Below are 24,004 nucleotides of genomic sequence, written 5' to 3'. Positions count from 1 at the left end.
CTTTTTAAGGATTCAAATATGAGGCTGGGACCGTAGGAGGTGTACATCATGCGGGTAATTATTACGTTAGCGTGCACGAACTGCAAGCAAAGGAACTATACGTCCAACAAAAATAAGCGCAACCACCCGGACCGCATGGAGTTGAAGAAGTTTTGTAAGTTTTGCAATGAACATACTGCTCATCGCGAAACTAGGTAGTTTCTTGGAGGTGTAGTTTTGTCATTTCTGGTTCGAATGAAGCGGAGCTTCGGTAACACATTTTCTTTTTTTGCGGACAGTTGGGCCGAATTGAAAAAAGTAAAATGGCCAAATCGTAAAGAGTTGGTCAGCTACACGCTGGTTGTTCTGTTTACGGTTGCTTTTGTCACTGTTTATTTCTATGTGCTGGATTTGGGTATTTCTGAGCTGCTACGCCTTATTTTTAAATAAGCGGGAGTTATAGGTGGCGATTATGGAAATGGAAAAAAGATGGTACGTCGTACATACCTATTCCGGGTATGAAAACAAGGTCAAAGCAAACTTGGAAAAACGCGTTGAGTCTATGGATATGACTGACAAAATTTTTCGTGTTTTGGTTCCGATGGAAGAAGAAATTGTAAACAAGGACGGCAAGAAGAAAACGGTTATGCGTAAAGTATATCCGGGTTACGTGCTGGTTGAAATGGTTCAGACGGATGATTCGTGGTATGTTGTGCGTAATACGCCGGGTGTCACAGGCTTTGTCGGATCGACGGGATCAGGCTCAAAACCAACTGCTTTGCTTCCTGAAGAAGTGGAGGCCATTCTTAAGCATATGGGCATGGAAGAGCCTAAGCCTAAGATTGACTTCGAATTGAAAGAAACCGTACGTGTTAAAGAAGGTCCTTTTGCGAATTTTGTTGGATCCATTGAAGAAATTCTGGTCGACAAAAGCAAGCTGAAGGTTCATGTCAACATGTTCGGAAGAGAAACACCTTTGGAGCTTGACTACCATCAGGTAGAAAAGATCTAAAGAGTAATATCGTATACTAGCGCAAGGAGGTGTAACACAATGGCAAAAAAGGTTATTAAAATTGTTAAATTGCAAGTTAGTGCCGCTAAAGCGAATCCGGCTCCACCAATCGGTCCGGCTCTGGGTCAAGCAGGTGTTAACATCATGGCTTTTTGTAAGGAGTTTAACGCTCGTACTGCCGATCAAGCGGGTTTGATTATTCCTGTTGAAATCACAGTTTTCGAGGATCGTTCCTTTACATTCATTTGCAAAACGCCACCGGCTGCTGTATTGCTGCGCGTTGCTGCTGGAATTCCTAAAGGCTCCGGTGAACCTAACAAGAAGAAAGTTGCAACTGTAACAAGTGCGACAATCCGTGAAATCGCTGAACAAAAAATGCCTGACCTTAACGCTGCATCTGTTGAAGCTGCAATGCGTATGGTTGAAGGTACTGCACGCAGCATGGGCGTAGTTATCAAAGACTAGTTCCGTGCACAGTGGGAGGACATTCCGCTAATACCACTTAGGAGGATAACCAAATGGCTAAAGTAAGTAAAAAGTATGCAGAAGCAGTTAAACTGTTTGATGCAGAAGCTTTGTATGAAGCTAAAGAAGCAATTGAGCTTGTTAAAAAAGCGGCAACTGCTAAGTTTGATGAAACTGTTGAAGTAGCAGTTCGTCTGGGTGTAGACCCAAGAAAGCAAGACCAAGCTGTTCGTGGCGTTGTTGTATTGCCGCACGGTACTGGTAAAACTAAACGTGTTCTTGTATTTGCCAAAGGTGATAAAGTAAGAGAAGCGGAAGCGGCTGGTGCTGATTTCGTAGGCGATCAAGACATGATTAACAAAATCCAACAAGGTTGGTTTGACTTTGATGTGTGCGTAGCAACTCCCGACATGATGAGTGAAGTGGGTAAGTTGGGGCGTATCTTGGGTGGTAAAGGTTTGATGCCTAACCCTAAAGCTGGTACCGTTACATTTGATGTAGCGAAAGCAGTTCAGGAGATTAAAGCAGGTAAAATTGAATACCGTTTGGATAAAGCCGGACAAATTCATGCTCCAATTGGCAAGGTTTCCTTTGATGACGAGAAGTTGGCTGAAAACTTCCGCGCATTGATCGATGCTTTGGTTAGAGCGAAGCCTGCTGCTGCTAAGGGTATCTACCTTAAAAACATCGCAGTTTCCTCTACAATGGGTCCTGCAGCTCGCGTAAACACACAAACTTATAGATAAGTTGGATTGACTTTTTAGTAAGGTCATGATAACCTATTCTAGCTGATAATCGAATATGACTTACCGTAGACAGCAGGTGCTCGTTTAGAGCTTAATGTCCTGCCGAGGTGTTATGATATAGAATCGGGTTTCTTTGTTTGACCAAAGATAACGTGAATCATCATGCCTTCGCAGCGTCTGCGGAGGCATCTTTACTTTTTACAGATGCCTTCGTTTACGTGCTGAGTTTTATTTATGCTTAAGAAGATGACTTTCTTATGAAAGTTAAGATTATGCTTACGAAGAAAGCATTCTAACGAATGCTTAGCAGATGCTTACGAAGATAACTTTCTTACGAAAGTTTTTAGGAGGTGCAAAAATGGCAAACACGAAAACAATTGAATTAAAAGCCGAGAAAGTGAATGTAGTAGCTGATAAATTAAAAGGCAGTTCTTGCACAATCGTAACGGATTACCGTGGATTGAACGTATCTCAAGTTACCGAACTTCGCAAACAATTGCGTGAGGCTGGTATTGAATTTCAAGTACTGAAAAACTCTTTGGCTAGACGCGCAACTGCAAGTGCTGACCTATCTGCACTGGATGAATTTTTGACCGGTCCTACGGCAATTGCATTCAGTAAAGATGACATCGTTTCTCCTGCCAAAATCTTAACGGATTTTGCTAAAAAGAACGACAAGCTTAGCGTTAAAGCAGGCGTTGTTGAAGGTAAAGTTGTTGGTTTTGATCAAATTAAAGCTTTGGCAGATCTGCCTTCCAGAGAAGGTATGCTCTCCATGTTGCTTAGCGTTCTACAAGCTCCTGTTCGCAACTTCGCTCTTGCAGTTAAAGCTGTTGCAGAAAAGCAAGAAGCTTAATTTAAAAATAATAAATATTTTATAAAACAATTAACGGAGGTATACACAAATGAGTAAGGAAACAATCTTAGAAGAAATTAAAGCAATGACTATTTTGGAATTGAACGATCTTGTAAAAGCGATCGAGGAAGAATTCGGCGTTACTGCAGCAGCTCCAGTTGCTGTTGGTGGCGGCGCAGCAGTAGCTGAAGTTGCTGAGCAAACAGAATTTGACGTAATTTTGACAGGCGCTGGCGCTTCCAAAATCAACGTTATCAAAATCGTTCGTGAAATCACTGGTCTTGGCTTGAAAGAAGCTAAAGACTTGGTTGATGGCGCTCCAAAACCAATCAAAGAAAAAGTGGGCAAAGAAGAAGCAGAAGCTGTTAAAGCGAAACTTGAAGGCGCTGGCGCTACTGTAGAAGTTAAGTAATTTTTTGTCTTAAAACCCCTTGAAGCTTTTCTTCAAGGGGTTTTCCATTTCTATATAACTGATTTCGAAGAGGTGAAATTAGTGTCTGAGCATTACTATTCGCAAAAGCCGACAGCGGCACATGATCTTCATCAAATCCAGGAGACATTGCGAGGCCGTTCCTATACATTTATGACGGATGCAGGCGTTTTTTCCAAAAAAGGCGTAGATTATGGCTCTAGAGTATTGATCGAAAGTTTGCAAATTCCCGAACGCAGCGAGGTTCTTGATGTAGGCTGCGGTTATGGTCCGATGGGGATCGCGGCAGCGGGGCTGGCCCATCATGGTAAGGTCACCATGGTTGATATTAATGAAAGAGCCGTGGAGCTTGCGCGAATGAATGCCGAACGCAACCGCGTGACGAATGTCGAAATTGTGCAGAGTGATAAGCTGGATGCTGTCATGAATCGTACCTTTGATGTTGTCATTACGAATCCGCCTATCCGGGCAGGCAAGGAAACCGTCCATCAGATTTTTGAGCAAGCGCATCATGTGCTGAGAGATGGAGGCAGTCTTTGGATTGTGATTCAAAAAAAACAAGGGGCTCCGTCTGCATTCGCGAAGCTGGAAAGCTTATTTGCACGCGTGCAGGAGATAGGCAAGGATAAAGGCTACCGAATCATCAAAGCGCAAAAGTAAATGCATATTTTTCACAAATATTATTGACTTGACATTTCCTTTATGTTATCATAATAAAATGTCAGCATTAAAGATGGGGTTTTTGTCTTTAGTTAGCTAAAATGTCAAGCGTTATTTTATCTTTGGTGAATAAAATTGACACTTTATACGTATAATGTGTAAATTTTAGGTGCACCATAGCAAAAGGTAAGGGAACTATCGGTTAAATGAATTTTATGCATGGAAAGCTTCTGTAAGAAGTGACACTTCGGGCAGTATTTACTCGAGAAGGCTTCAGGAGAGGCTTTTATTTTGTTCTATTGAGTAGACATGAGGGGTGAATCAAACTTGGCGGGTCATCTTATTCAATTAGGTCGACGTAAACGCAGGTCATACGCTCGGATTCATGAGGTTTTGGAGGTTCCTAACCTTATTGAGATCCAACAAAAATCGTACGATTGGTTTTTGGAAGAGGGATTGCGTGAAATGTTTCAGGATATTTCCCCAATTCAAGACTTTACGGGAAATTTGATACTGGAATTTATCGATTACAACTTAGGCGAGCCTAAGTATTCGGTCGATGAATCCAAGGAACGGGACGTCACTTACGCAGCTCCACTTCGTGTGAAGGTGCGCTTGATCAATAAAGAAACTGGAGAAGTTAAAGAGCAGGAAGTGTTTATGGGAGACTTCCCTCTGATGACGGAAACAGGGACCTTTATTATCAATGGCGCTGAAAGGGTTATCGTCAGTCAGCTAGTTCGTTCTCCGAGCGTCTACTTCAGTACGAAGATAGATAAGAACGGTAAAAAAACGTATACAGCAACTGTAATTCCTAACCGCGGTGCGTGGTTGGAGTTGGAAACTGACGCAAAAGATATTATTTACGTGAGAATCGATCGTACCCGTAAAATTCCAGTTACTGTTTTACTGCGTGCATTGGGCTTTGGTACCGACGCAGAAATTTTGGAGCTGTTGGGTGACGACGAATATCTTCGCAACACGCTTGACAAGGATAATACGGATTCAACGGATAAAGCGTTAATTGAAATCTATGAACGCTTGCGTCCAGGTGAGCCACCTACATTGGATAATGCAAGAAGCTTGCTGGTTGCACGTTTCTTTGATCCAAAGCGCTATGATTTGGCAAATGTAGGACGTTACAAAATCAACAAAAAGCTGCATATCAAAAACCGTTTGTTTAATCAACGATTGGCTGAAACTTTAGTTGATCCGGAAACAGGGGAAATCATCGCAGAAGCAGGCCAACTGCTGGATCGCAGATTGCTGGATGAAGTTCTGCCTTTCCTGGAAAAAAGCGTAGGCTTCAAAGAATACACAGCCTCTAATGGTATTGCTGAAATGGAACGTATTCCACTTCAGTGTATTAATGTGTATTCACCGATTGAAGACGGCAAGATCGTTAAAGTGATTGCCAACGGTAAAATTGATAAATCAGTTAAAAATATTATGCCTGCAGATATCATTGCGTCGATTAATTATTTTATTGATCTTCTTCATGGTATTGGCAGTACGGATGATATCGATCACCTGGGTAATCGTAGATTGCGTTCGGTTGGCGAGCTGCTGCAAAACCAGTTCCGTATCGGTTTGTCCCGTATGGAGCGTGTTGTACGCGAGCGGATGTCCATTCAGGATGCCAATGTTATCACACCACAGGCGTTAATCAATATTCGTCCCGTTATCGCTTCAATTAAAGAGTTTTTTGGTAGCTCCCAGTTGTCGCAATTTATGGACCAAACGAATCCATTGGCTGAGTTGACTCACAAACGTCGTCTGTCTGCACTCGGACCCGGCGGTTTGACTCGGGAACGTGCGGGCTTTGAAGTCCGTGACGTGCATCACTCTCACTATGGTCGTATGTGCCCGATTGAAACACCGGAAGGTCCGAATATCGGTTTGATCAACTCTTTGTCCTCTTTTGCGAGAATCAATGAGTATGGCTTTATCGAGGCTCCATATCGTTGGGTAGATCCGAAAAGCGGCATCGTTACTGAGCAAATTGCTTACCTGACAGCTGATGAAGAAGATAACTACGTTGTTGCCCAGGCAAACTCGGAGCTAAGTGAAGAAGGTCATTTGAAGAGCGATATGGTTATCGTACGTTATAAAGATGATAACTTGATTCTTCCTAAAGACCGCGTCGATTACATGGATGTATCCCCTAAACAGGTTGTATCCGTGGCTACAGCATTAATTCCGTTTTTGGAAAATGATGACTCCAACCGCGCGTTGATGGGATCAAACATGCAACGTCAAGCTGTACCTTTGCTTATTCCGAAGTCACCATTGGTGGGTACGGGTATGGAGCATAAGTCGGCTAAAGACTCCGGTGTATGTATTGTGTCCAAAATAGATGGTGTTGTAGAACGTGTGTCTGCTAACGAAATATGGGTGCGCCGCCAAGCTATGGTAGACGGCAAGCTGGTTAATGGAGACCTGGTAAAACATAAATTGCATAAATTTATGCGTTCCAACCAAGGAACTTGCATTAACCAACGTCCGATTTGCCATAAAGGCGAGCAAGTTCGGGTCGGCGATATTCTTGCAGACGGTCCTTCTACAGAAATGGGCGAGCTGGCGTTAGGTCGTAATGTGGTCGTTGCCTTTATGACTTGGGAAGGCTACAACTATGAGGATGCGATCCTGCTTAGTGAAAAGCTGGTAAAAGAGGATGTTTATACCTCTATCCATATCGAGGAATATGAATCAGAAGCCCGTGATACGAAGCTGGGGCCTGAAGAAATTACTCGTGACATTCCTAACGTAGGTGAAGATGCTCTGAAGAACTTGGACGAGCGCGGAATTATTCGTGTCGGAGCCGAAATTGGTGCTGGTGATATTCTGGTTGGTAAAGTTACGCCTAAGGGTGTTACTGAGCTTACTGCTGAAGAACGCTTGCTGCACGCAATTTTTGGTGAGAAAGCACGTGAGGTTCGTGATACGTCGCTTCGAGTGCCGCATGGTACGGACGGTATTGTTGTTGACGTTAAAGTATTTACCCGTGAGAATGGTGATGAGCTGCCTCCAGGCGTGAATCAACTGGTCCGTGTCTATATCGCACAAAAACGGAAAATTTCCGAAGGCGATAAAATGGCTGGACGTCATGGTAACAAGGGTGTAATCGCGCGTATTTTGCCGGAAGAAGATATGCCTTTTATGCCGGATGGTACACCTGTGCAAGTTGTATTGAATCCTCTTGGTGTTCCTTCGCGGATGAATATCGGTCAGGTGCTGGAAGTCCATTTAGGAATGGCCGCCAAGTATCTCGGAATACACACAGCAACGCCGGTATTTGACGGTGCCCGTGAGTATGACGTGTTCGATACAATGGTTGAAGCAGGTATGCAGCGTAATGGTAAAACCATTCTATATGATGGACGTACCGGTGATCCGTTTGAGCGTGAAGTTACGGTTGGCGTTATGTACATGATCAAGCTTGCCCACATGGTTGACGATAAAATCCATGCCCGTTCTACAGGTCCTTACTCGCTCGTTACTCAACAGCCTTTGGGCGGTAAAGCTCAATTCGGTGGACAGCGTTTCGGTGAGATGGAGGTTTGGGCGTTGGAGGCCTATGGAGCGGCTTACACGTTGCAGGAAATTTTGACAGTTAAATCCGATGATGTAGTCGGACGTGTGAAAACGTACGAATCGATCGTTAAAGGCGAGAACGTTCCAGAGCCGGGCGTTCCTGAATCCTTCAAAGTATTGATTAAAGAGCTGCAGAGCCTGGGCATGGATGTTAAAATCTTGTCTGGCGATGAAAAAGAGATCGAAATGAGGGAAACAGACGATGATGATGAGGTTAGCAGCGATAAGCTGAATCTCAATCTGGAAGGTTCAGAACTGGGTGTAGAATAACCCAGTTCCATCGTATGTTCACAGGTCTAACTTGCACTTAAAGGTTTCCCATAAAACATAAGGAGGGTGGCTCCTTGATGGATGTTAACAACTTCGAATTTATGAAAATTGGATTAGCTTCTCCGGAAAAGATCCGTTCGTGGTCCCGCGGAGAAGTGAAGAAGCCAGAAACGATCAATTACAGAACCTTGAAGCCTGAGAAGGAAGGTCTGTTTTGCGAGAAGATTTTTGGGCCTACTAAAGACTGGGAATGTCATTGCGGTAAGTACAAACGTGTGCGTTACAAAGGTGTGGTTTGCGACCGCTGTGGAGTGGAAGTAACTCGTCAAAAAGTTCGTCGTGAACGTATGGGTCACATTGAACTCGCAGCTCCGGTGTCACACATTTGGTATTTCAAAGGAATTCCAAGCCGTATGGGCTTAGCACTTGATATGTCTCCTCGTTCGCTTGAGGAAATTATCTACTTTGCATCCTATGTGGTTACAGATCCGGGAGATACACCACTTGAGAAAAAGCAGCTCTTGTCCGAGAAGGAATACCGCAGCTACCGTGAAAAATACGGTTATGCGTTCCAGGCAGGTATGGGTGCCGAGGCTGTAAAAAAATTGCTGCAGGACATTGAAATCGAGCGTGAAGTGGAAATGCTGAAGGAAGAGCTGAAAACAGCTCAAGGTCAGCGCCGGAATCGTGCGATCAAACGTCTTGAGGTTATGGAAGCATTCCGTAATTCCAAAAACTTGCCGGGCTGGATGGTTCTTGATGTCCTCCCTGTTATACCGCCAGAGCTTCGTCCGATGGTTCAATTGGATGGTGGAAGGTTCGCCACCTCAGATTTGAACGATTTGTATCGTCGTGTTATTAACCGGAACAACCGCTTGAAAAGGCTGTTGGATCTGGGAGCACCGGATATTATCGTACAAAATGAAAAACGGATGCTGCAGGAAGCTGTCGATGCTCTTATCGATAATGGCCGCCGCGGCCGTCCGGTAACGGGTCCGGGTAACCGTCCGTTAAAATCTTTAAGTCACATGCTCAAAGGGAAACAAGGACGTTTTCGTCAAAATCTACTCGGTAAACGTGTCGACTATTCCGGTCGTTCGGTTATCGTCGTAGGTCCAAGTCTGAAAATGTACCAGTGCGGTCTTCCGAAGGAAATGGCACTTGAATTGTTTAAACCTTTTGTGATGAAGGAACTTGTCAATAAAGGACTTGCTCACAATATCAAAAGCGCTAAACGTAAGGTAGAGCGCGTAAGTCCTGAGGTATGGGACGTATTGGAAGAAGTCATTAAGGAGCATCCGGTTCTGTTGAACCGTGCACCTACACTTCATAGACTTGGTATTCAAGCGTTTGAACCGATTCTGGTTGAAGGCCGTGCTATTAAACTGCATCCATTGGTATGTACAGCTTATAATGCCGACTTTGACGGAGACCAAATGGCGGTTCACGTTCCATTGTCTGCAGAAGCACAAGCAGAAGCTCGATTGCTGATGCTGGCAGCCGGTAATATCTTGAATCCAAAAGATGGTAAGCCGGTAGTTACGCCTTCACAGGATATGATCTTGGGAAGCTTCTACCTGACAACCGATAATAAAACAGCACATGGAGCCTTAACTATTGTTCGTACCGTACATGAAGCTGTTTCCTTGTACCAACGTGGAGCAGCTGCACTGCATGCGCGTATTGCTATTCCAGCCAAAGCGTTGAATAAAACAAGCTTTACACCGGAACAGCAAGAAGCGATGCTGATTACTACGATCGGTAAAGTAATCTTTAATGAAATTTATCCACCAGATTTGCCTTATATCAATGAGCCTACCAAATCGAATTTATTGAATGGAGCATCTGATCAATATTTCGTGTTCGAAAAGGGTGCTGATATTCGTGCAATCATGGAGGAGCTTCCTGAGTGCAAAGCAGTAGGTAAAGAGTATTTGGGCTTAATTATTGCTGAGTGCTTCCGGAAATACCATACAACCAAAACTTCAGTTATATTGGACAAAATCAAGGAGCTTGGTTTTACTTATTCAACGAAATCCGGAATAACAATCGCCGTTGCGGATGTTACGGTACCGCTTGAAAAAGATGCTATCCTTAAAGAATCCGATGATAAGGTCAATATGGTAACGAACCAATACCGTCGCGGTTTGATAACGGATGAAGAACGTTATGATCGTGTTATCACGATTTGGAGTAAAGCGAAGGATGAAATCACGGATATCCTGATGAAATCCCTAGACAAATACAACTCCATCAACATGATGGTTGAATCCAAGGCGCGGGGTAACAAATCACAAATTACACAGCTGGGCGGTATGCGTGGTTTGATGGCCAACCCTTCTGGTAAAATCATTGAGTTGCCAATTAAGTCGAACTTCCGTGAAGGCTTAACGGTTTTGGAATACTTTATTTCGACGCATGGTGCGCGTAAAGGTTTGGCCGATACAGCACTTCGTACAGCTGACTCCGGTTATCTGACACGTCGTCTGGTAGACGTTGCACAGGATGTTATCGTTCGCGATGAAGATTGTGGTACGGATAAAGGCTTTACCGTTAACAAGATTCAAGATGGTAAAGAGGTTATCGAGGATCTGTATGACCGTATTGAAGGCCGCTATGCATTCGAAGTCATTCGTGATCCGCAAACGGGTGAAGTGATTGTTGGCCGCAATGAATTGATTGAAGCGAGCATCGCGGATACGATCATTGCAGCTGGTATTGAAAAACTGCAAATTCGCTCCGTTCTGAGCTGCCGCTCTCAACATGGTGTTTGCAAAAAATGCTACGGTCGTAACCTGGCAACAGGACAATTTGTTGAGATTGGTGAAGCTGTAGGTATTATCGCAGCGCAATCTATCGGAGAACCAGGAACGCAGCTGACTATGCGTACGTTCCATACCGGTGGTGTTGCGGGAGATGATATTACACAAGGTTTGCCGCGTATTCAAGAGTTGTTTGAAGCCAGAAATCCGAAAGGTCAAGCGATTATTTCGGAAATTGATGGGATCGTTAAGGAGATTCGTGAAGCTAAGGATCGTCGTGAAATCGAAGTTCTTGGTGAAGCTGAATCCAAAACGTATGCAGTTCCTTACGGTTCACGTATTCGCGTATCGCTTAACCAACAGGTTGAAGCGGGCGATGAGCTGACAGAAGGATCAATCGATCCTAAGGAAATGCTCCGCATCAAGGGTATCCGTGGTGTACAAAACTACATTCTTCAAGAGGTTCAACGTGTTTACCGGAACCAGGGTGTAGAAATCAACGATAAGCATATCGAGGTTATGGTTCGCCAGATGCTTCGTAAAATCCGTATCGTTGATTCTGGTGACACGACGCTGCTTCCAGGCTCCTTTGTTGATATCCATGAATACGAAGAAGCCAATAAGGTTGCCTTGTACTCCGGACAAGAGCCAGCGGTTGCGAAACCGGTCTTGCTTGGTATTACCAAAGCTTCGCTTGAGACGGATTCCTTCCTCTCCGCAGCTTCCTTCCAGGAAACTACGCGTGTATTGACCGACGCTGCCATTAAGGGCAAGGTTGATAAATTGCTCGGACTGAAGGAAAATGTTATTATTGGTAAGCTGATTCCTGCGGGAACAGGTATGCATAGATACCGTGACATCCGGATCACGAATCCGAATGAAGTGGAGTCCGATAACAAATCTTTAGAATTAGAAGTCGTTTCGGCTGACTAATTGCTTATAGAAGGATGAGATACTTGCCCTTGCTGAGAGATTGTGTAAATTCTTTGTAAGGGCAGGTAATTATCTTGACAACGGCACTTTCAAAGTGCTATTATATCGAAGTGTGCCATTTTGTGAAGTGTTTCCTGTCCTTTGGAGGATATTTTATATGTCTTATGAAAAAGTAAAACAGGCTGCTAACATTAGTATTGGCATGAAACAAACCGCAAGAGCAGTCGAGATGAATAAATCATCCGAAGTTTTTGTAGCCAAAGATGCAGATCCGCGAATAACGATAAAGATGGTAGCCCTTTGCAAGAAAGAGGGTGTTCCAGTGACCTACGTTGATTCCATGAAGTTATTGGGTAAAGCGTGCGGTATTGATGTTGGAGCTGCTGTGGCAGCAATAGTGAATGAATAAAGCAAATCCGTTTTTGTTCAATAACAGAAATGTTGGCGGCAAAAGCTTTTCGTTTGTTCATTTATGATTCGCCTGGATCTGTGGGCTTGAAAGAGATCTAATAAGATTGGAAGGAGGTGGCGATATGCCAACAATTAACCAACTCGTTCGTAAAGGACGTAAAGCAAAAGTGGAGAAATCCAAATCACCAGCTCTTCAAAGAGGATTTAACGCCTTGAAAAGAGAAGCAACCGACATTAGCGCTCCTCAAAAGCGTGGTGTATGTACGCGTGTAGGTACAATGACGCCGAAGAAACCAAACTCTGCACTTCGTAAATATGCTCGTGTGCGTTTGACAAACCGTGTTGAAGTTACTGCCTATATTCCGGGTATTGGACACAACCTGCAAGAGCACAGCGTGGTATTGATTCGTGGAGGTAGAATTAAGGATCTTCCAGGGGTACGTTATCACATCGTTCGCGGTGCATTGGATACATCCGGTGTGAACAACCGTAAACAAGCTCGTTCCAAATATGGTACGAAGCGTCCTAAAGCAGCTAAGAAGTAATTTAAGCAAATAAAAACGAATGATTTTTTCAGAAAGGGGGATAACTATGCCTCGTAAAGGTCCAGTTACTCGCAGAGACGTATTACCAGATCCAATCTATAGCAGCAAACTTGTTACTCGTCTAATCAATCGCATTATGCTCGATGGCAAAAGAGGTGTTGCTCAAACCATCTTGTACAATGCATTCAAAATGATTCAAGATCGTACAGGTAAAGAGCCGATGGAAGTTTTCGAACAAGCCATCAAAAACATTATGCCTGTTCTTGAGGTTAAAGCTCGTCGTGTAGGCGGAGCGAACTATCAAGTGCCTATCGAAGTTAGACCAGACCGTCGTACGACTTTGGGACTTCGTTGGTTGGTAAATTATTCTCGCCTTCGTGGTGAGAAAACAATGGAAGAAAGATTGGCACAAGAAATTATTGATGCCAGCAACAACACAGGTTCTTCCGTTAAGAAGCGTGAAGATACACACAAAATGGCTGAAGCTAACAAAGCCTTCGCTCATTATCGCTGGTAGAATCTAAATTCCTTATAATTTGAAAGGAGACATCCTGATGGCTAGAGAGTTCTCCTTGAAAGATACGCGTAATATTGGGATTATGGCGCATATTGATGCGGGTAAAACGACTACAACCGAGCGGATCTTGTATTTTACAGGCCGTACTCACAAAATCGGAGAAGTGCATGATGGCGCTGCTACGATGGACTGGATGGAGCAGGAGCAAGAGCGTGGTATCACAATTACTTCCGCTGCTACAACTGCTGCATGGAAGGGTCACCGCATTAATATCATCGATACCCCGGGACACGTTGACTTCACGGTTGAAGTTGAACGTTCCCTGCGTGTATTGGACGGGGCAGTTGGAGTATTCAGCGCCAAAGAAGGCGTTGAACCACAGTCGGAAACGGTATGGCGCCAAGCTGACCGTTACAATGTTCCACGGATTGCCTATGTAAACAAAATGGATATTATCGGTGCTGACTTTTTGGGCGCGATTCAGCAAATGCGCGAGAAATTAGGCGCTAATGCAATTGCTATTCAATTGCCAATTGGTTCTGAGAGTGATTTTGACGGAATCATTGACCTGGTTGAACAAAAAGCACACATCTTCAAAGATGACAAAGGTGAAGTTATCGACATCGTTGACATCCCTGAAGAATTCAAGGAGCAAGTTGAAAGCTTGAGACTTGAGTTGGTTGAAAAGGTTGCAGAGCTGGATGAAGAGCTGACTATGAAATATCTCGAAGGTGAAGAACTCACTGTTGAGGAAATCAAAAAAGCGCTTCGTGTCGGTGTATGCCAAGTAAAAATCTTCCCTGTTATTTGTGGTTCTTCATATAGAAATAAGGGTGTCCAATTGATGTTGGATGCGGTTGTTGATTATTTGCCAGCACCTATTGATGTCCCTGATATTAAAGGTGTACTAGATGATGGTACAGAAGTGTTCCGGAAATCTTCGGATGATCAACCGTTCTCCGCGCTTGCCTTTAAAATTATGACTGACCCTTATGTAGGTAAGCTTACATTCTTCCGTGTATATTCAGGTGTGTTAAATTCAGGTTCTTATGTTCTTAACGCTACTAAAGGTAAACGCGAAAGAGTTGGACGGATTCTTCAAATGCATGCAAACACGCGCCAAGAGATCAGCATTGTATATGCCGGTGATATTGCAGCTGCTGTAGGCTTGAAGGATACAACAACAGGCGATACTCTTTGTGAAGAGAAGAGCCCGGTTATCCTTGAAAAAATGAACTTCCCTGAGCCAGTTATCCAACTCGCTGTAGAGCCGAAAACGAAGGCTGACCAAGACAGAATGGGTATTGCTTTATCCAAGCTGTCCGAAGAAGATCCGACTTTCCGTGCGCACACAGATGAGGAAACTGGACAAACGATCATCGCAGGTATGGGTGAGCTTCACCTTGAAGTACTCGTTGATCGTATGTTGCGTGAATTCAAGGTAGAAACCAACGTGGGTAAACCACAGGTTGCTTACCGTGAAACATTCCGTCAAGAAGCTCGGGTTGAAGGTAAATTTGTTCGTCAGTCCGGTGGCCGTGGTCAATACGGACATTGTTGGGTTATTTTCTCGCCTCAAGAAGCTGGTGAAGGTTTCTTGTTCGAAAGCAAGGTTGTGGGTGGTTCCATTCCAAGAGAATATATTGCCCCAATTCAAGCTGGTATCGAAGAAGCGATGAAGAACGGTGTTATGGCAGGATTCCCGCTGGTTGATATTAAAGCAACTGTTGTTGACGGATCTTACCATGATGTTGACTCCAACGAAATGGCGTTCAAAATTGCAGGTTCTATGGCCTTGAAAGCAGCGGCTGAAAAATGTCGTCCCGTTTTACTTGAGCCAATCATGAAAGTTGAAGTTACTGTTCCTGAAGAATATATGGGTGATGTGATGGGTGATTTGAACTCCCGTCGTGGTCGTATCGAAGGGATGGATTCCCGCTTTGGCGCTCAAATTATTCGTGCTAAAGTGCCACTCTCCGAAATGTTCGGTTACTCAACAACATTGCGTTCACGTACTCAAGGTCGTGGCGTATACTCGATGGAATTGAATCATTATGAAGAAGTGCCTAAGTCCATTGCAGAAGAAATTGTTGCTAAGCATAAGGGCGCTTAATATAAATATAAGTTATTCGAGGAGGCAATCCAAGCCATGGCAAAAGCGAAATTTGAACGTAATAAACCGCATGTTAACATCGGAACCATCGGTCACGTTGACCACGGTAAAACAACTTTGACTGCAGCTATCACAACTGTATTGTCCAAAAGATACGGTGGCGCAGCAGTAGCGTTTGACCAAATCGACAAAGCTCCAGAAGAGCGCGAGCGCGGTATCACAATCTCCACAGCTCACGTTGAGTATGAAACACCTAACCGTCACTACGCACACGTTGACTGCCCTGGACATGCTGACTATGTTAAGAACATGATCACTGGTGCAGCACAAATGGATGGAGCTATTCTGGTTGTATCTGCAGCTGATGGCCCTATGCCACAAACTCGTGAGCACATTCTTTTGTCCCGCCAAGTAGGCGTACCTTACATCGTTGTTTTCTTGAACAAATGCGATATGGTAGAAGACGAAGAGTTGCTTGAATTGGTTGAAATGGAAGTTCGCGATCTGTTGAACGAATATGAGTTCCCAGGCGATGATACTCCAATCATCCGTGGTGCTGCTCGTGAAGCATTGCAAAACCCAGATGGTGCTTGGGCTGATAAAATTATCGAATTGTTTGAACAAGTTGATACTTATATCCCAACTCCTGAGCGTCAAACTGACAAGCCTTTCTTGATGCCTGTTGAGGATGTATTCTCAATTACAGGTCGTGGTACCGTTGCTACAGGTCGTGTAGAGCGCGGAACTATCAAAATTCAAGAAGAAGTTGAAATTCTTGGTCTTCAAGAAGAAACTCGTAAATGTATCGTTACAGGTGTTGAAATGTTCCGTAAATTGTTGGATTCCGCACAAGCGGGCGACAACATTGGCGCATTGCTTCGCGGTGTAGACCGTAAAGACATTGAGCGTGGTCAAGTTTTGGCGAAACCAGGTTCCGTTAAAGCACATACTGCATTTTCCGCTCAAATCTACGTTCTTACTAAAGAAGAAGGTGGCCGTCACAAGCCTTTCTTTACTGGCTACCGTCCACAGTTCTACTTCCGTACAACTGACGTAACAGGTATCATTACATTGCCAGAAGGTACTGAAATGGTTATGCCTGGTGATAACATCACCGTTACTGTTGAACTGATCGCTCCAATCGCTATCGAAGAAGGTACTCGCTTCGCGATTCGCGAAGGCGGACGTACTGTAGGCGCTGGCGCAGTAGCAACAATCAGCAAATAAGATCATCATAGATCTGAGAGCCTTCCATCGCAGTTACTGGATGGAGGGCTTTTATTTTGCAGATTTCCATTTTAAATAATGAATTTTTATTTATATGAAAAAAGAACAGAAAAGTTCTTGCTTTTTGTTTTGTTTTTTTATATAATAGTGAACGTTGGTCTGAGACGTTGCGATGATGTGAGAGGTTGCTGACACACCCGGCCCCTTTGCCATGGGGAAGGCGTCAGGAGATTTTCACAGAGTATGTCCGATACTAAATTGGGCGATAGAAGGAGGGAATACTATGGCAAAGCAAAAAATTCGTATTCGTTTGAAGGCATATGATCACAGAATTCTGGATCAATCTGCTGAGAAAATTGTGGAAACGGCAAAGCGTTCAGGTGCAAGCGTATCTGGTCCGATCCCATTACCTACGGAGAAAACAATCGTTACTGTTCTTCGTGCGGTACACAAATACAAAGACTCGCGTGAGCAATTTGAACAACGCACACATAAGCGTTTGATCGATATTGTTAATCCGACACCACAAACAGTAGATGCTTTAATGCGTTTGGATCTACCGTCCGGTGTGGATATCGAAATTAAATTGTAATCCACATGTGTATAAATAATTGAATGCATAAGAAGAAAAGAGGTGTCAACGATGACTAAAGGTATCTTAGGAAAAAAGCTTGGAATGACCCAAGTGTTTACTCCTGAAGGCTTGGTAATTCCGGTAACGGTAATTCTTGCAGGTCCTTGTACGGTTTTGCAAAAAAAGGATGCTGAGAATGACGGATACGAAGCTATTCAAATCGGTTTTGATGACAAGAAAGAAAGCAGAGCTATCAAACCTGAGTTGGGCCATGCGAAAAAAGCTGGTGCAACACCTAAGCGCTACATTAAAGAAATTCGTGGTATTCAGATCTCTGAATACGAAGTTGGCCAAGAAATTAAAGCTGACTTGTTCACAGAAGGCGAATTCGTTGATGTAACCGGTACTTCTAAAGGTAAAGGGTTCCAAGGAACTATCAAAAGACATAATCAATCTGTTGGTCCAATGGCTCACGGATCGCGTTACCATCGTGGACCAGGTTCCATGGGTTCCATCCAATCCAACCGTGTTCCAAAAGGCAAAAAGCTTCCAGGACATATGGGTGCGGAAACAGTTACGATTCAACGTCTTGAAGTTGTCAAAGTCGATGCGGAACGTAATGTGATCCTGGTAAGAGGTTCCATTCCGGGTCCTAAAAATAGCTACGTGAGTGTTAAATCAACAGTTAAGTAAAGCAAGGAAGGAGGATTAACAGATGCCAAAAGTAGCATTGTATAATGTAAGTGGTGCACAAGTGGGAGAAGTGGAATTGTCTGATTCCGTTTTCGGTATTGAACCCCATTCCCACATTTTGAATGAAGCAGTATTAATGCAGCGTGCTTCGTTGCGACAAGGTACACACAAAGTTAAAGGGCGCTCCGAAGTTCGCGGTGGCGGTCGTAAACCTTGGAAACAAAAAGGTACAGGTCGTGCACGTCAAGGTAGTATTCGTTCCCCTCAATGGAAGGGCGGCGGTATCGTTTTTGGACCGACTCCTCGCAGCTACGCGTACAAACTTCCTAAGAAAGTTCGTCGTATCGCCATCAAGTCTGCATTGTCTTCCAAGGTACTCGGCAACGAAATCATCGTACTGGATCAATTGTTATTGAATCAGCCGAAAACCAAGGAATTTGCAGCGATTCTTAACAATTTGAAAGTGGATCGCAAAGCTTTAGTAGTAACAGCTGGTTTTGAAGAAAACGTGGCATTATCCGCTCGTAATATCCCAGGCGTGAAATTTGTAGTTGCTGACGGAATTAGCGTGCTTGATGTTATGGTTTACGACAAGCTGATCATTACTAAGGATGCGGTACAGAAGGTAGAGGAGGTTTTTGCATAATGAAAGATCCTCGCGATATTATTAAACGCCCTGTAATCACTGAGCGTACAAGTGATATGATGGCTGAGAAAAAATATGTATTTGAAGTTGAGCTCCGTGCAAACAAAACGGAAATCAAATTGGCTATTGAGTCAATTTTCAAAGTAAAAGTAACGAAAGTTAACACTTTGAGAATGCCAGCTAAGCCAAAACGCTACGGTCGTCATGCCGGTTATACATCGGAATGGAAAAAGGCGATTGTTTCGTTAAGCGCTGATAGCAAAGAGCTTGAATTTTTTGAGAGTGTGTAATTAACCTTTTCAAGTAAGGAGGAATCCAAGTGCCAACTAAAAAATATAAACCAACGTCACCTGCAAGACGTCATATGTCGGTTTCTACATTTGAAGAAATCACAACGTCAACACCGGAGAAATCGTTATTGGCTCCGTTGTTCAAACGTGCAGGACGTAATAACCAAGGTAAAATTACGGTTCGTCACCAAGGTGGAGGACACAAGCGTAAATACCGGATTATTGACTTCAAACGGAATAAAGATGGAATACCAGGTCGCGTTGCTACGATTGAATACGATCCGAACCGTTCCGCTAACATTGCTTTGATTCATTATGCTGATGGTGAAAAACGTTATATCATCGCTCCTAAGAACTTAAAAGTCGATGATCAAATCGAATCTGGACCTAAAGCGGATATCAAAATCGGTAATGCTTTACCGCTTGAAAATATTCCTGTAGGTACAGTTATCCACAACATCGAGTTGAAGCCAGGTAAAGGCGCTCAATTGGTTCGCGCTGCTGGTACTGAAGCTCAATTGCTTGGTAAAGAAGAAACTTATGTAACGATTCGTCTTACTTCCGGCGAAGTTAGAAAAATTTTGAAGGTTTGCCGCGCAACAATCGGATCTGTTGGTAACGAAGATTACGAATTGATTAAAATTGGTAAAGCTGGACGTTCTCGCTGGTTGGGTCAAAGACCTGAAGTTCGCGGTGTAGTTATGAATCCTAACGATCACCCACACGGTGGTGGTGAAGGCCGCGCTCCTATCGGTCGTAAATCTCCAATGTCTCCATGGGGCAAACCGACTCTTGGTTACAAAACTCGCAAAAAAGGCAAAGCATCTGATAAATATATTGTACGCAAGCGCACGAAATAATCGGATTCTAGCAAGGGTTGAAGAAAGGAGGAACGAAATATGGGTCGCAGTTTGAAAAAAGGTCCTTTCGTTGACGGCTATCTTATGAAGAAAGTTGAAGCGCAAGGCGACACTCAAAAGAAACAAGTTATCAAAACTTGGTCGCGTCGTTCGACTATTTTCCCGCAATTCATCGGCTTTACGTTTGCGGTATACGATGGTAAAAAGCATGTGCCGGTTTACGTTACAGAGGATATGGTTGGTCACAAACTTGGTGAGTTTGCTCCAACTCGTACTTACAAAGGTCATGATGATGACAAGAAAACGAGCAAGCGCTAATAAGAGCTTGGCTTGTGTAATAAGCAGTAGATGAGAGGAGGTACAACACATGTCAGAAGCAAAAAGTATTGCAAGATTCGTTCGTATTGCTCCCCGTAAAGCGCAGCTGGTTGTTGATTTGATCCGCGGCAAGCAAGTAGGAGAAGCAATTGCGATTCTGCGTCATACACCAAGATCCGCTTCGCCGATCGTTGAGAAGGTTTTGAACTCCGCCATTGCTAATGCTGAGCATAACTACTCCATGGATCCGAACAACTTGGTCGTATCACAAACATTTGTTAACCAAGGGCCAACAATGAAACGGTTCCGTCCACGTGCAATGGGTCGTGCTAGCCGTATTAATAAACGTACCAGCCACATTACAATAGTGGTATCCGAAAAATAAGGGAGGGATAACGTGTGGGTCAAAAAGTAAACCCAGTAGGACTTAGAGTTGGGATTATTCGCGATTGGGAATCCAAATGGTTCGCAGGTAAAGATTTCGGCGATCTTCTTATTGAAGATGTTAAAATTCGCGAATACTTAAAAACAAAGCTGAAAGATTCAGCTGTTTCACATATTGAAATCGAGCGTGCTGCTAACCGTGTGAATGTTACCATTCAAACAGCTAAGCCTGGTATGGTTATCGGTAAAGGCGGAGCAGAAATCGAAGTTATTCGTAACTACATTGCTAATCTGTCGAACGGCAAAAAGATTCATATCAATATCTCTGAAATCAAAAATCCTGAATTGGATGCGATTTTGGTTGCTGAAGGTATTGCACAACAATTGGAACGTCGTGTATCATTCCGTCGTGCTATGAAGCAATCGATCCAAAGATCGATGAGAGCCGGAGCAAAAGGAATTAAAACAGCAGTAAGTGGTCGTTTGGGTGGAGCGGAAATCGCTAGAAATGAAGGCTACAGTGAAGGTACAGTGCCTCTTCATACATTGCGTGCGGATATTGACTATGGTACAGCGGAAGCTCATACTACTTATGGTCGTATCGGTGTAAAAGTATGGATCTATCGCGGCGAAGTTCTTCCACAGGCTAAGAAAAAGGCTGTTACGGAAGGAGGCAACTAAGAATGTTAGTTCCTAAACGTGTCAAACACCGTAAAGAGTTTCGCGGTAAAATGCGCGGTCGCGCTAAAGGCGGAGTAGAAGTAAGCTTTGGTGAATTCGGATTGCAAGCTATGGAGCCGGGTTGGGTTACCAATCGTCAAATCGAGGCTGCTCGTATTGCGATGACTCGTTACATCAAACGGGGCGGTAAAGTATGGATCAAAATTTTCCCTTCGAAACCAGTTACACAAAAACCGCTTGAAGTGCGGATGGGTAGCGGTAAAGGTAGCGTAGAGAAATGGGTTTGCGTTGTAAAACCAGGTAAGATTATGTTTGAACTTGCCGGTGTTAGTGAGGAAATTGCTCGTGAAGCATTGCGTTTGGCTTCTCACAAGCTTCCGATCAAAACCAAGTTTGTTAAAAGAGAAGATGTAGGTGGTGAAGCAAATGAAGGCTAGTGAATTTCGCAACCTAACCACTGCTGAAATTGAACAAAAAATTGCCGGCTTTAAAGAAAGACTCTTTAGCCTCCGTTTTCAACTAGCTACCGGTCAACTGGAAAACCCAGTACAGATCCGGGAAGTCCGCAAAGAGATTGCTCGTGCAAAGACTGTTTTGCGTGAAAGAGAACTGGGGATCATTAGTTAATGAGTGAGAGAGGAGGATCTTCCATGAGTGAACGTAACGATCGTAAAACTCAAGTCGGTAAAGTCGTGAGTGACAAAATGGAAAAAACCATCGTTGTTGCGGTTGAAACATACAAAAAACACGATCTTTATCACAAAAGAATTAAATATACGAAGAAATTCAAAGCGCATGACGAGAACAATGAGGCTAAAATCGGTGATGTTGTGAAAATTTCCGAAACACGTCCTTTGTCCAAAGACAAGCGTTGGAGATTAGTTGAAATCGTAGAAAAAGCTGTTTTGGTATAAAAAAAGATACGTAGCATCAATTCCGGAAGGAGGGTTTAAACAATGATTCAACCTCTATCTCGTTTAAAAGTGGCTGACAACTCAGGAGCAAAGCAATTGATGTGCATTCGCGTTCTTGGTGGTACTGGACGCCGTGTAGGTCATATCGGTGATTTGATCATCTGCTCGGTCAAAGAAGCAACACCAGGTGGCGTTGTCAAAAAGGGTGATGTTGTCAAAGCAGTAATCGTTCGTACTAAGAGCGGTGCACGCCGTAAAGATGGTTCTTACATTACTTTTGATGAAAATGCAGCTGTAATCGTTAAGGATGATAAGAGTCCTCGTGGAACTCGTATCTTTGGACCAGTTGCTCGTGAACTTCGTGATCGCGACTTCATGAAAATTGTTTCTCTTGCTCCCGAAGTTATCTAATTCAAATGCTGCTTAGCAGCTGCACGATAGAAGAATTGCTTGAAAAACAAGTTTTCTTACGAAAACGAAGAATATGCTTACGAAGTTAGCATTCTACGAATGCTCTCAGGAGGTGGAAACTCAATGCCAAAGCAACCCAAGAAATTGGAGTCTCATAATAACAAGCTAAATGTTAAAAAAGACGATAAAGTGTTCGTAATTACTGGCAAAGATAAAGGTAAAAAAGGCCGTGTAATTGCAGCATACCCTCGTGAAAATCGCGTGTTGGTTGAAGGTGTAAATATGATCAAGAAGCATAGCAAACCTTCGCAATCTAACCCACAGGGTGGTATTATCTCGCAAGAAGCACCTATTCACGTATCTAACGTGATGCTGATTGACCCGAAGAGCGGCCAGCCTACCCGTGTAGGTTACAAAGTTCTGGACAACGGTACAAAAGTACGTGTAGCTCGTAAATCCGGTGAAGTTATCGATTAATCGTAAAAGTTAGGAAAGGAGGTACATGAAAGATGGCAGCAAGGTTAAAAGATCGTTTTTTGAATGAAGTAACTCCTGCTTTGATGCAGAAATTCAGTTATACAACGGTTATGCAGGTGCCTAAGATTGAGAAAGTCGTCATTAACATGGGTGTGGGTGAAGCAGTTTCTAACTCCAAAGTGTTGGATGTAGCTGTTCAGGATCTTCAGTTAATCGCTGGTCAAAAGCCGGTTGTTACTAAAGCTAAGAAATCAATCGCAGGCTTCAAATTGCGTGAAAATATGCCGATCGGTGTAAAAGTAACGCTTCGCGGCGAGCGCATGTATCATTTCTTGGACAAATTGTTCAATGTTGCGCTTCCTCGTGTTCGTGACTTCCGCGGTGTTTCTTCTAAAGCATTTGACGGACGCGGTAACTATACATTGGGTTTGAAAGAACAATTAATTTTCCCTGAAATCGAGTACGATAAAGTTGATAAAGTACGCGGTATGGATATCGTTATCGTAACTACAGCCCAATCGGACGAAGAGTCCCGTGAGTTATTAACCCAATTAGGAATGCCGTTTACCAAATAAGGTACGGTACAACCGGAGGTGTAAAGTAAGTGGCAAAAACTTCAATGGTCGTGAAGCAACAGCGCACTCCAAAATTCAAGGTGCAGGCTTATACACGCTGCGAACGCTGTGGCCGTCCGCATTCGGTTCTTCGGAAGTTTAAAATTTGCAGAATTTGTTTCCGCGAATTAGCACACGCAGGTCAAATCCCTGGCGTTAAAAAAGCAAGCTGGTAATTACCCAAGTTTCGGGAAGGAGGTTCACATAAATGGTGATGTCAGATCCAATTGCAGATATGCTTACACGTATTCGTAATGCAAACGTTGTGCGTCATGAAACGGTTGAAATCCCTGCTTCGACGGTCAAAAGAGAAATTGCTGAGATCCTCAAAAAAGAAGGTTTTATCCGTGACGCTGAATATATCGAAGATAACAAGCAAGGAATTATCCGCGTATTCTTGAAATACGGACCTAACAATGAACGTGTTATTTCCGGACTTAAAAGAATCAGCAAACCCGGCTTGCGTGTTTACACAAAAAGTCAAGAGGTTCCTCGCGTACTAGGCGGTTTGGGAATTGCGATTATTTCCACTTCTCAAGGCGTTATGACCGATAAAGAAGCTCGTCAAACTAAAGCTGGCGGAGAAGTTATCTGCTACGTTTGGTAATCAAGAATTTAAATG

At 43.6% G+C, this 24,004-nt stretch carries 31 protein-coding genes and 1 other annotated feature; all 31 genes read left to right on the top strand.

The features are described from left to right. The first annotated feature begins 48 nt into the window (after positions 1-48). The 31 genes from rpmG (at position 49) to rpsH (ending at position 23,989) form a co-directional block, all read left to right on the top strand. Positions 49-198: a 50S ribosomal protein L33 gene (gene rpmG / locus LRL21_RS41330; protein ID WP_079914997.1), complete on the top strand. Its 150-nt coding sequence runs from the start codon at positions 49-51 to the stop codon at positions 196-198. Positions 199-216: 18 nt separating this feature from the next. Beyond that, the gene (gene secE / locus LRL21_RS41325) at positions 217-429 is read left to right on the top strand and encodes a preprotein translocase subunit SecE (RefSeq protein ID WP_240421584.1); all 213 of its coding nucleotides are present in this window, start codon (positions 217-219) and stop codon (positions 427-429) included. Between the two features lie 28 nt (positions 430-457). After that, positions 458-991, top strand: a complete 534-nt coding sequence (nusG, locus tag LRL21_RS41320; protein ID WP_076237548.1) for a transcription termination/antitermination protein NusG — start codon at positions 458-460, stop codon at positions 989-991. A 39-nt stretch (positions 992-1,030) separates the two neighbouring features. Continuing rightward, entirely contained in the window at positions 1,031-1,456 is a 426-nt protein-coding gene (gene rplK / locus LRL21_RS41315) for a 50S ribosomal protein L11 (RefSeq protein ID WP_076237519.1), read from the top strand. A gap of 53 nt (positions 1,457-1,509) precedes the next feature. Continuing rightward, a complete protein-coding gene (gene rplA, locus LRL21_RS41310) occupies positions 1,510-2,202 on the top strand; it encodes a 50S ribosomal protein L1 (protein WP_240421583.1) in 693 nt (230 codons plus the stop codon). A 45-nt stretch (positions 2,203-2,247) separates the two neighbouring features. After that, positions 2,248-2,405 (top strand) — a sequence feature (ribosomal protein L10 leader region). Positions 2,406-2,560: 155 nt separating this feature from the next. Next, a complete protein-coding gene (gene rplJ, locus LRL21_RS41305; protein WP_240421582.1) occupies positions 2,561-3,058 on the top strand; it encodes a 50S ribosomal protein L10 in 498 nt (165 codons plus the stop codon). Positions 3,059-3,107: 49 nt separating this feature from the next. After that, the gene (rplL, locus tag LRL21_RS41300) at positions 3,108-3,470 is read left to right on the top strand and encodes a 50S ribosomal protein L7/L12 (RefSeq protein WP_240421581.1); all 363 of its coding nucleotides are present in this window, start codon (positions 3,108-3,110) and stop codon (positions 3,468-3,470) included. An 81-nt stretch (positions 3,471-3,551) separates the two neighbouring features. Further along, positions 3,552-4,148 carry a class I SAM-dependent methyltransferase gene (locus LRL21_RS41295; RefSeq protein ID WP_240421600.1) on the top strand — a complete coding sequence of 199 codons (597 nt, stop codon included), beginning with the start codon at positions 3,552-3,554 and terminating at the stop codon, positions 4,146-4,148. Between the two features lie 327 nt (positions 4,149-4,475). Continuing rightward, the gene (gene rpoB / locus LRL21_RS41290) at positions 4,476-8,012 is read left to right on the top strand and encodes a DNA-directed RNA polymerase subunit beta (RefSeq protein ID WP_240421580.1); all 3,537 of its coding nucleotides are present in this window, start codon (positions 4,476-4,478) and stop codon (positions 8,010-8,012) included. A 74-nt stretch (positions 8,013-8,086) separates the two neighbouring features. Continuing rightward, positions 8,087-11,707, top strand: coding sequence for a DNA-directed RNA polymerase subunit beta' (gene rpoC, locus LRL21_RS41285; RefSeq protein ID WP_275901152.1), 3,621 nt, complete (start codon positions 8,087-8,089; stop codon positions 11,705-11,707). 157 nt (positions 11,708-11,864) lie between these two features. Continuing rightward, positions 11,865-12,116: a 50S ribosomal protein L7ae-like protein gene (locus tag LRL21_RS41280; RefSeq protein ID WP_240421579.1), complete on the top strand. Its 252-nt coding sequence runs from the start codon at positions 11,865-11,867 to the stop codon at positions 12,114-12,116. 124 nt (positions 12,117-12,240) lie between these two features. Then, positions 12,241-12,663 (top strand): 30S ribosomal protein S12, encoded by a 423-nt coding sequence (gene rpsL / locus LRL21_RS41275; protein WP_091176426.1) that lies wholly within the window; start codon positions 12,241-12,243, stop codon positions 12,661-12,663. A 46-nt stretch (positions 12,664-12,709) separates the two neighbouring features. Beyond that, positions 12,710-13,180 carry a 30S ribosomal protein S7 gene (rpsG, locus tag LRL21_RS41270; RefSeq protein ID WP_076237493.1) on the top strand — a complete coding sequence of 157 codons (471 nt, stop codon included), beginning with the start codon at positions 12,710-12,712 and terminating at the stop codon, positions 13,178-13,180. A gap of 37 nt (positions 13,181-13,217) precedes the next feature. Further along, complete coding sequence (gene fusA, locus LRL21_RS41265; RefSeq protein WP_240421578.1) at positions 13,218-15,293, top strand: elongation factor G; 2,076 nt, start codon at positions 13,218-13,220, stop codon at positions 15,291-15,293. Between the two features lie 36 nt (positions 15,294-15,329). Then, positions 15,330-16,520 carry an elongation factor Tu gene (tuf, locus tag LRL21_RS41260; RefSeq protein WP_240421577.1) on the top strand — a complete coding sequence of 397 codons (1,191 nt, stop codon included), beginning with the start codon at positions 15,330-15,332 and terminating at the stop codon, positions 16,518-16,520. A gap of 283 nt (positions 16,521-16,803) precedes the next feature. Continuing rightward, positions 16,804-17,112 (top strand): 30S ribosomal protein S10, encoded by a 309-nt coding sequence (gene rpsJ / locus LRL21_RS41255; protein WP_240421576.1) that lies wholly within the window; start codon positions 16,804-16,806, stop codon positions 17,110-17,112. A 51-nt stretch (positions 17,113-17,163) separates the two neighbouring features. Continuing rightward, the gene (gene rplC / locus LRL21_RS41250; protein ID WP_240421575.1) at positions 17,164-17,787 is read left to right on the top strand and encodes a 50S ribosomal protein L3; all 624 of its coding nucleotides are present in this window, start codon (positions 17,164-17,166) and stop codon (positions 17,785-17,787) included. Positions 17,788-17,809: 22 nt separating this feature from the next. Beyond that, positions 17,810-18,433 (top strand): 50S ribosomal protein L4, encoded by a 624-nt coding sequence (gene rplD / locus LRL21_RS41245; RefSeq protein WP_240421574.1) that lies wholly within the window; start codon positions 17,810-17,812, stop codon positions 18,431-18,433. Beyond that, positions 18,433-18,723 (top strand): 50S ribosomal protein L23, encoded by a 291-nt coding sequence (gene rplW, locus LRL21_RS41240; protein WP_076237476.1) that lies wholly within the window; start codon positions 18,433-18,435, stop codon positions 18,721-18,723. The genes rplD and rplW overlap by 1 nt, the downstream gene beginning before the upstream one ends. A 29-nt stretch (positions 18,724-18,752) precedes the next feature. Further along, positions 18,753-19,583, top strand: a complete 831-nt coding sequence (rplB, locus tag LRL21_RS41235; protein WP_240421573.1) for a 50S ribosomal protein L2 — start codon at positions 18,753-18,755, stop codon at positions 19,581-19,583. Positions 19,584-19,622: 39 nt separating this feature from the next. Continuing rightward, positions 19,623-19,901 carry a 30S ribosomal protein S19 gene (gene rpsS / locus LRL21_RS41230; protein WP_076237471.1) on the top strand — a complete coding sequence of 93 codons (279 nt, stop codon included), beginning with the start codon at positions 19,623-19,625 and terminating at the stop codon, positions 19,899-19,901. A gap of 49 nt (positions 19,902-19,950) precedes the next feature. Next, the gene (gene rplV / locus LRL21_RS41225; protein ID WP_076237468.1) at positions 19,951-20,286 is read left to right on the top strand and encodes a 50S ribosomal protein L22; all 336 of its coding nucleotides are present in this window, start codon (positions 19,951-19,953) and stop codon (positions 20,284-20,286) included. Between the two features lie 14 nt (positions 20,287-20,300). Then, complete coding sequence (gene rpsC, locus LRL21_RS41220; protein ID WP_240421572.1) at positions 20,301-20,966, top strand: 30S ribosomal protein S3; 666 nt, start codon at positions 20,301-20,303, stop codon at positions 20,964-20,966. Positions 20,967-20,968: 2 nt separating this feature from the next. Continuing rightward, the gene (gene rplP / locus LRL21_RS41215; RefSeq protein ID WP_240421571.1) at positions 20,969-21,403 is read left to right on the top strand and encodes a 50S ribosomal protein L16; all 435 of its coding nucleotides are present in this window, start codon (positions 20,969-20,971) and stop codon (positions 21,401-21,403) included. Beyond that, positions 21,393-21,593, top strand: a complete 201-nt coding sequence (rpmC, locus tag LRL21_RS41210) for a 50S ribosomal protein L29 (RefSeq protein ID WP_076237459.1) — start codon at positions 21,393-21,395, stop codon at positions 21,591-21,593. The genes rplP and rpmC overlap by 11 nt, the downstream gene beginning before the upstream one ends. Positions 21,594-21,616: 23 nt before the next feature. Beyond that, positions 21,617-21,880, top strand: coding sequence for a 30S ribosomal protein S17 (gene rpsQ, locus LRL21_RS41205; protein ID WP_076237456.1), 264 nt, complete (start codon positions 21,617-21,619; stop codon positions 21,878-21,880). Positions 21,881-21,922: 42 nt separating this feature from the next. Then, positions 21,923-22,291 (top strand): 50S ribosomal protein L14, encoded by a 369-nt coding sequence (gene rplN, locus LRL21_RS41200; protein ID WP_076237453.1) that lies wholly within the window; start codon positions 21,923-21,925, stop codon positions 22,289-22,291. A 123-nt stretch (positions 22,292-22,414) separates the two neighbouring features. Continuing rightward, positions 22,415-22,768: a 50S ribosomal protein L24 gene (gene rplX / locus LRL21_RS41195; RefSeq protein ID WP_076237451.1), complete on the top strand. Its 354-nt coding sequence runs from the start codon at positions 22,415-22,417 to the stop codon at positions 22,766-22,768. Between the two features lie 32 nt (positions 22,769-22,800). Continuing rightward, entirely contained in the window at positions 22,801-23,343 is a 543-nt protein-coding gene (gene rplE, locus LRL21_RS41190; protein ID WP_076237448.1) for a 50S ribosomal protein L5, read from the top strand. 29 nt (positions 23,344-23,372) lie between these two features. Then, positions 23,373-23,558 carry a type Z 30S ribosomal protein S14 gene (locus LRL21_RS41185; protein ID WP_240421570.1) on the top strand — a complete coding sequence of 62 codons (186 nt, stop codon included), beginning with the start codon at positions 23,373-23,375 and terminating at the stop codon, positions 23,556-23,558. Between the two features lie 32 nt (positions 23,559-23,590). Then, positions 23,591-23,989 (top strand): 30S ribosomal protein S8, encoded by a 399-nt coding sequence (rpsH, locus tag LRL21_RS41180; RefSeq protein ID WP_076237442.1) that lies wholly within the window; start codon positions 23,591-23,593, stop codon positions 23,987-23,989. Positions 23,990-24,004 lie beyond the last annotated feature (15 nt).

This window comes from Paenibacillus periandrae (assembly GCF_022458865.1).
Taxonomy (GTDB): domain Bacteria; phylum Bacillota; class Bacilli; order Paenibacillales; family NBRC-103111; genus Paenibacillus_S; species Paenibacillus_S periandrae.
Note: the sequence above shows the minus strand (reverse complement) of the source record. Positions and strands in the feature narration are given on the sequence as shown.

Excerpts from the sequence above, each read along its gene's own strand:
- rplD (WP_240421574.1), top strand. The coding sequence starts at position 17,810 with ATGCCAAAAGTAGCATTGTATAATGTAAGTGGTGCACAAGTGGGAGAA.
- rplE (WP_076237448.1), top strand. The coding sequence starts at position 22,801 with ATGGCAGCAAGGTTAAAAGATCGTTTTTTGAATGAAGTAACTCCTGCT.
- rplP (WP_240421571.1), top strand. The coding sequence starts at position 20,969 with ATGTTAGTTCCTAAACGTGTCAAACACCGTAAAGAGTTTCGCGGTAAA.
- rplA (WP_240421583.1), top strand. The coding sequence starts at position 1,510 with ATGGCTAAAGTAAGTAAAAAGTATGCAGAAGCAGTTAAACTGTTTGAT.
- rplL (WP_240421581.1), top strand. The coding sequence starts at position 3,108 with ATGAGTAAGGAAACAATCTTAGAAGAAATTAAAGCAATGACTATTTTG.
- LRL21_RS41280 (WP_240421579.1), top strand. The coding sequence starts at position 11,865 with ATGTCTTATGAAAAAGTAAAACAGGCTGCTAACATTAGTATTGGCATG.
- rpmC (WP_076237459.1), top strand. The coding sequence starts at position 21,393 with ATGAAGGCTAGTGAATTTCGCAACCTAACCACTGCTGAAATTGAACAA.
- rplN (WP_076237453.1), top strand. The coding sequence starts at position 21,923 with ATGATTCAACCTCTATCTCGTTTAAAAGTGGCTGACAACTCAGGAGCA.
- rpsQ (WP_076237456.1), top strand. The coding sequence starts at position 21,617 with ATGAGTGAACGTAACGATCGTAAAACTCAAGTCGGTAAAGTCGTGAGT.
- rpmG (WP_079914997.1), top strand. The coding sequence starts at position 49 with ATGCGGGTAATTATTACGTTAGCGTGCACGAACTGCAAGCAAAGGAAC.
- rplW (WP_076237476.1), top strand. The coding sequence starts at position 18,433 with ATGAAAGATCCTCGCGATATTATTAAACGCCCTGTAATCACTGAGCGT.
- rpsH (WP_076237442.1), top strand. The coding sequence starts at position 23,591 with ATGGTGATGTCAGATCCAATTGCAGATATGCTTACACGTATTCGTAAT.
- rplX (WP_076237451.1), top strand. The coding sequence starts at position 22,415 with ATGCCAAAGCAACCCAAGAAATTGGAGTCTCATAATAACAAGCTAAAT.
- rpsL (WP_091176426.1), top strand. The coding sequence starts at position 12,241 with ATGCCAACAATTAACCAACTCGTTCGTAAAGGACGTAAAGCAAAAGTG.
- rpsG (WP_076237493.1), top strand. The coding sequence starts at position 12,710 with ATGCCTCGTAAAGGTCCAGTTACTCGCAGAGACGTATTACCAGATCCA.
- rplJ (WP_240421582.1), top strand. The coding sequence starts at position 2,561 with ATGGCAAACACGAAAACAATTGAATTAAAAGCCGAGAAAGTGAATGTA.
- fusA (WP_240421578.1), top strand. The coding sequence starts at position 13,218 with ATGGCTAGAGAGTTCTCCTTGAAAGATACGCGTAATATTGGGATTATG.
- rplK (WP_076237519.1), top strand. The coding sequence starts at position 1,031 with ATGGCAAAAAAGGTTATTAAAATTGTTAAATTGCAAGTTAGTGCCGCT.
- nusG (WP_076237548.1), top strand. The coding sequence starts at position 458 with ATGGAAAAAAGATGGTACGTCGTACATACCTATTCCGGGTATGAAAAC.
- rpsS (WP_076237471.1), top strand. The coding sequence starts at position 19,623 with ATGGGTCGCAGTTTGAAAAAAGGTCCTTTCGTTGACGGCTATCTTATG.
- rplC (WP_240421575.1), top strand. The coding sequence starts at position 17,164 with ATGACTAAAGGTATCTTAGGAAAAAAGCTTGGAATGACCCAAGTGTTT.
- rplV (WP_076237468.1), top strand. The coding sequence starts at position 19,951 with ATGTCAGAAGCAAAAAGTATTGCAAGATTCGTTCGTATTGCTCCCCGT.
- tuf (WP_240421577.1), top strand. The coding sequence starts at position 15,330 with ATGGCAAAAGCGAAATTTGAACGTAATAAACCGCATGTTAACATCGGA.
- rpsJ (WP_240421576.1), top strand. The coding sequence starts at position 16,804 with ATGGCAAAGCAAAAAATTCGTATTCGTTTGAAGGCATATGATCACAGA.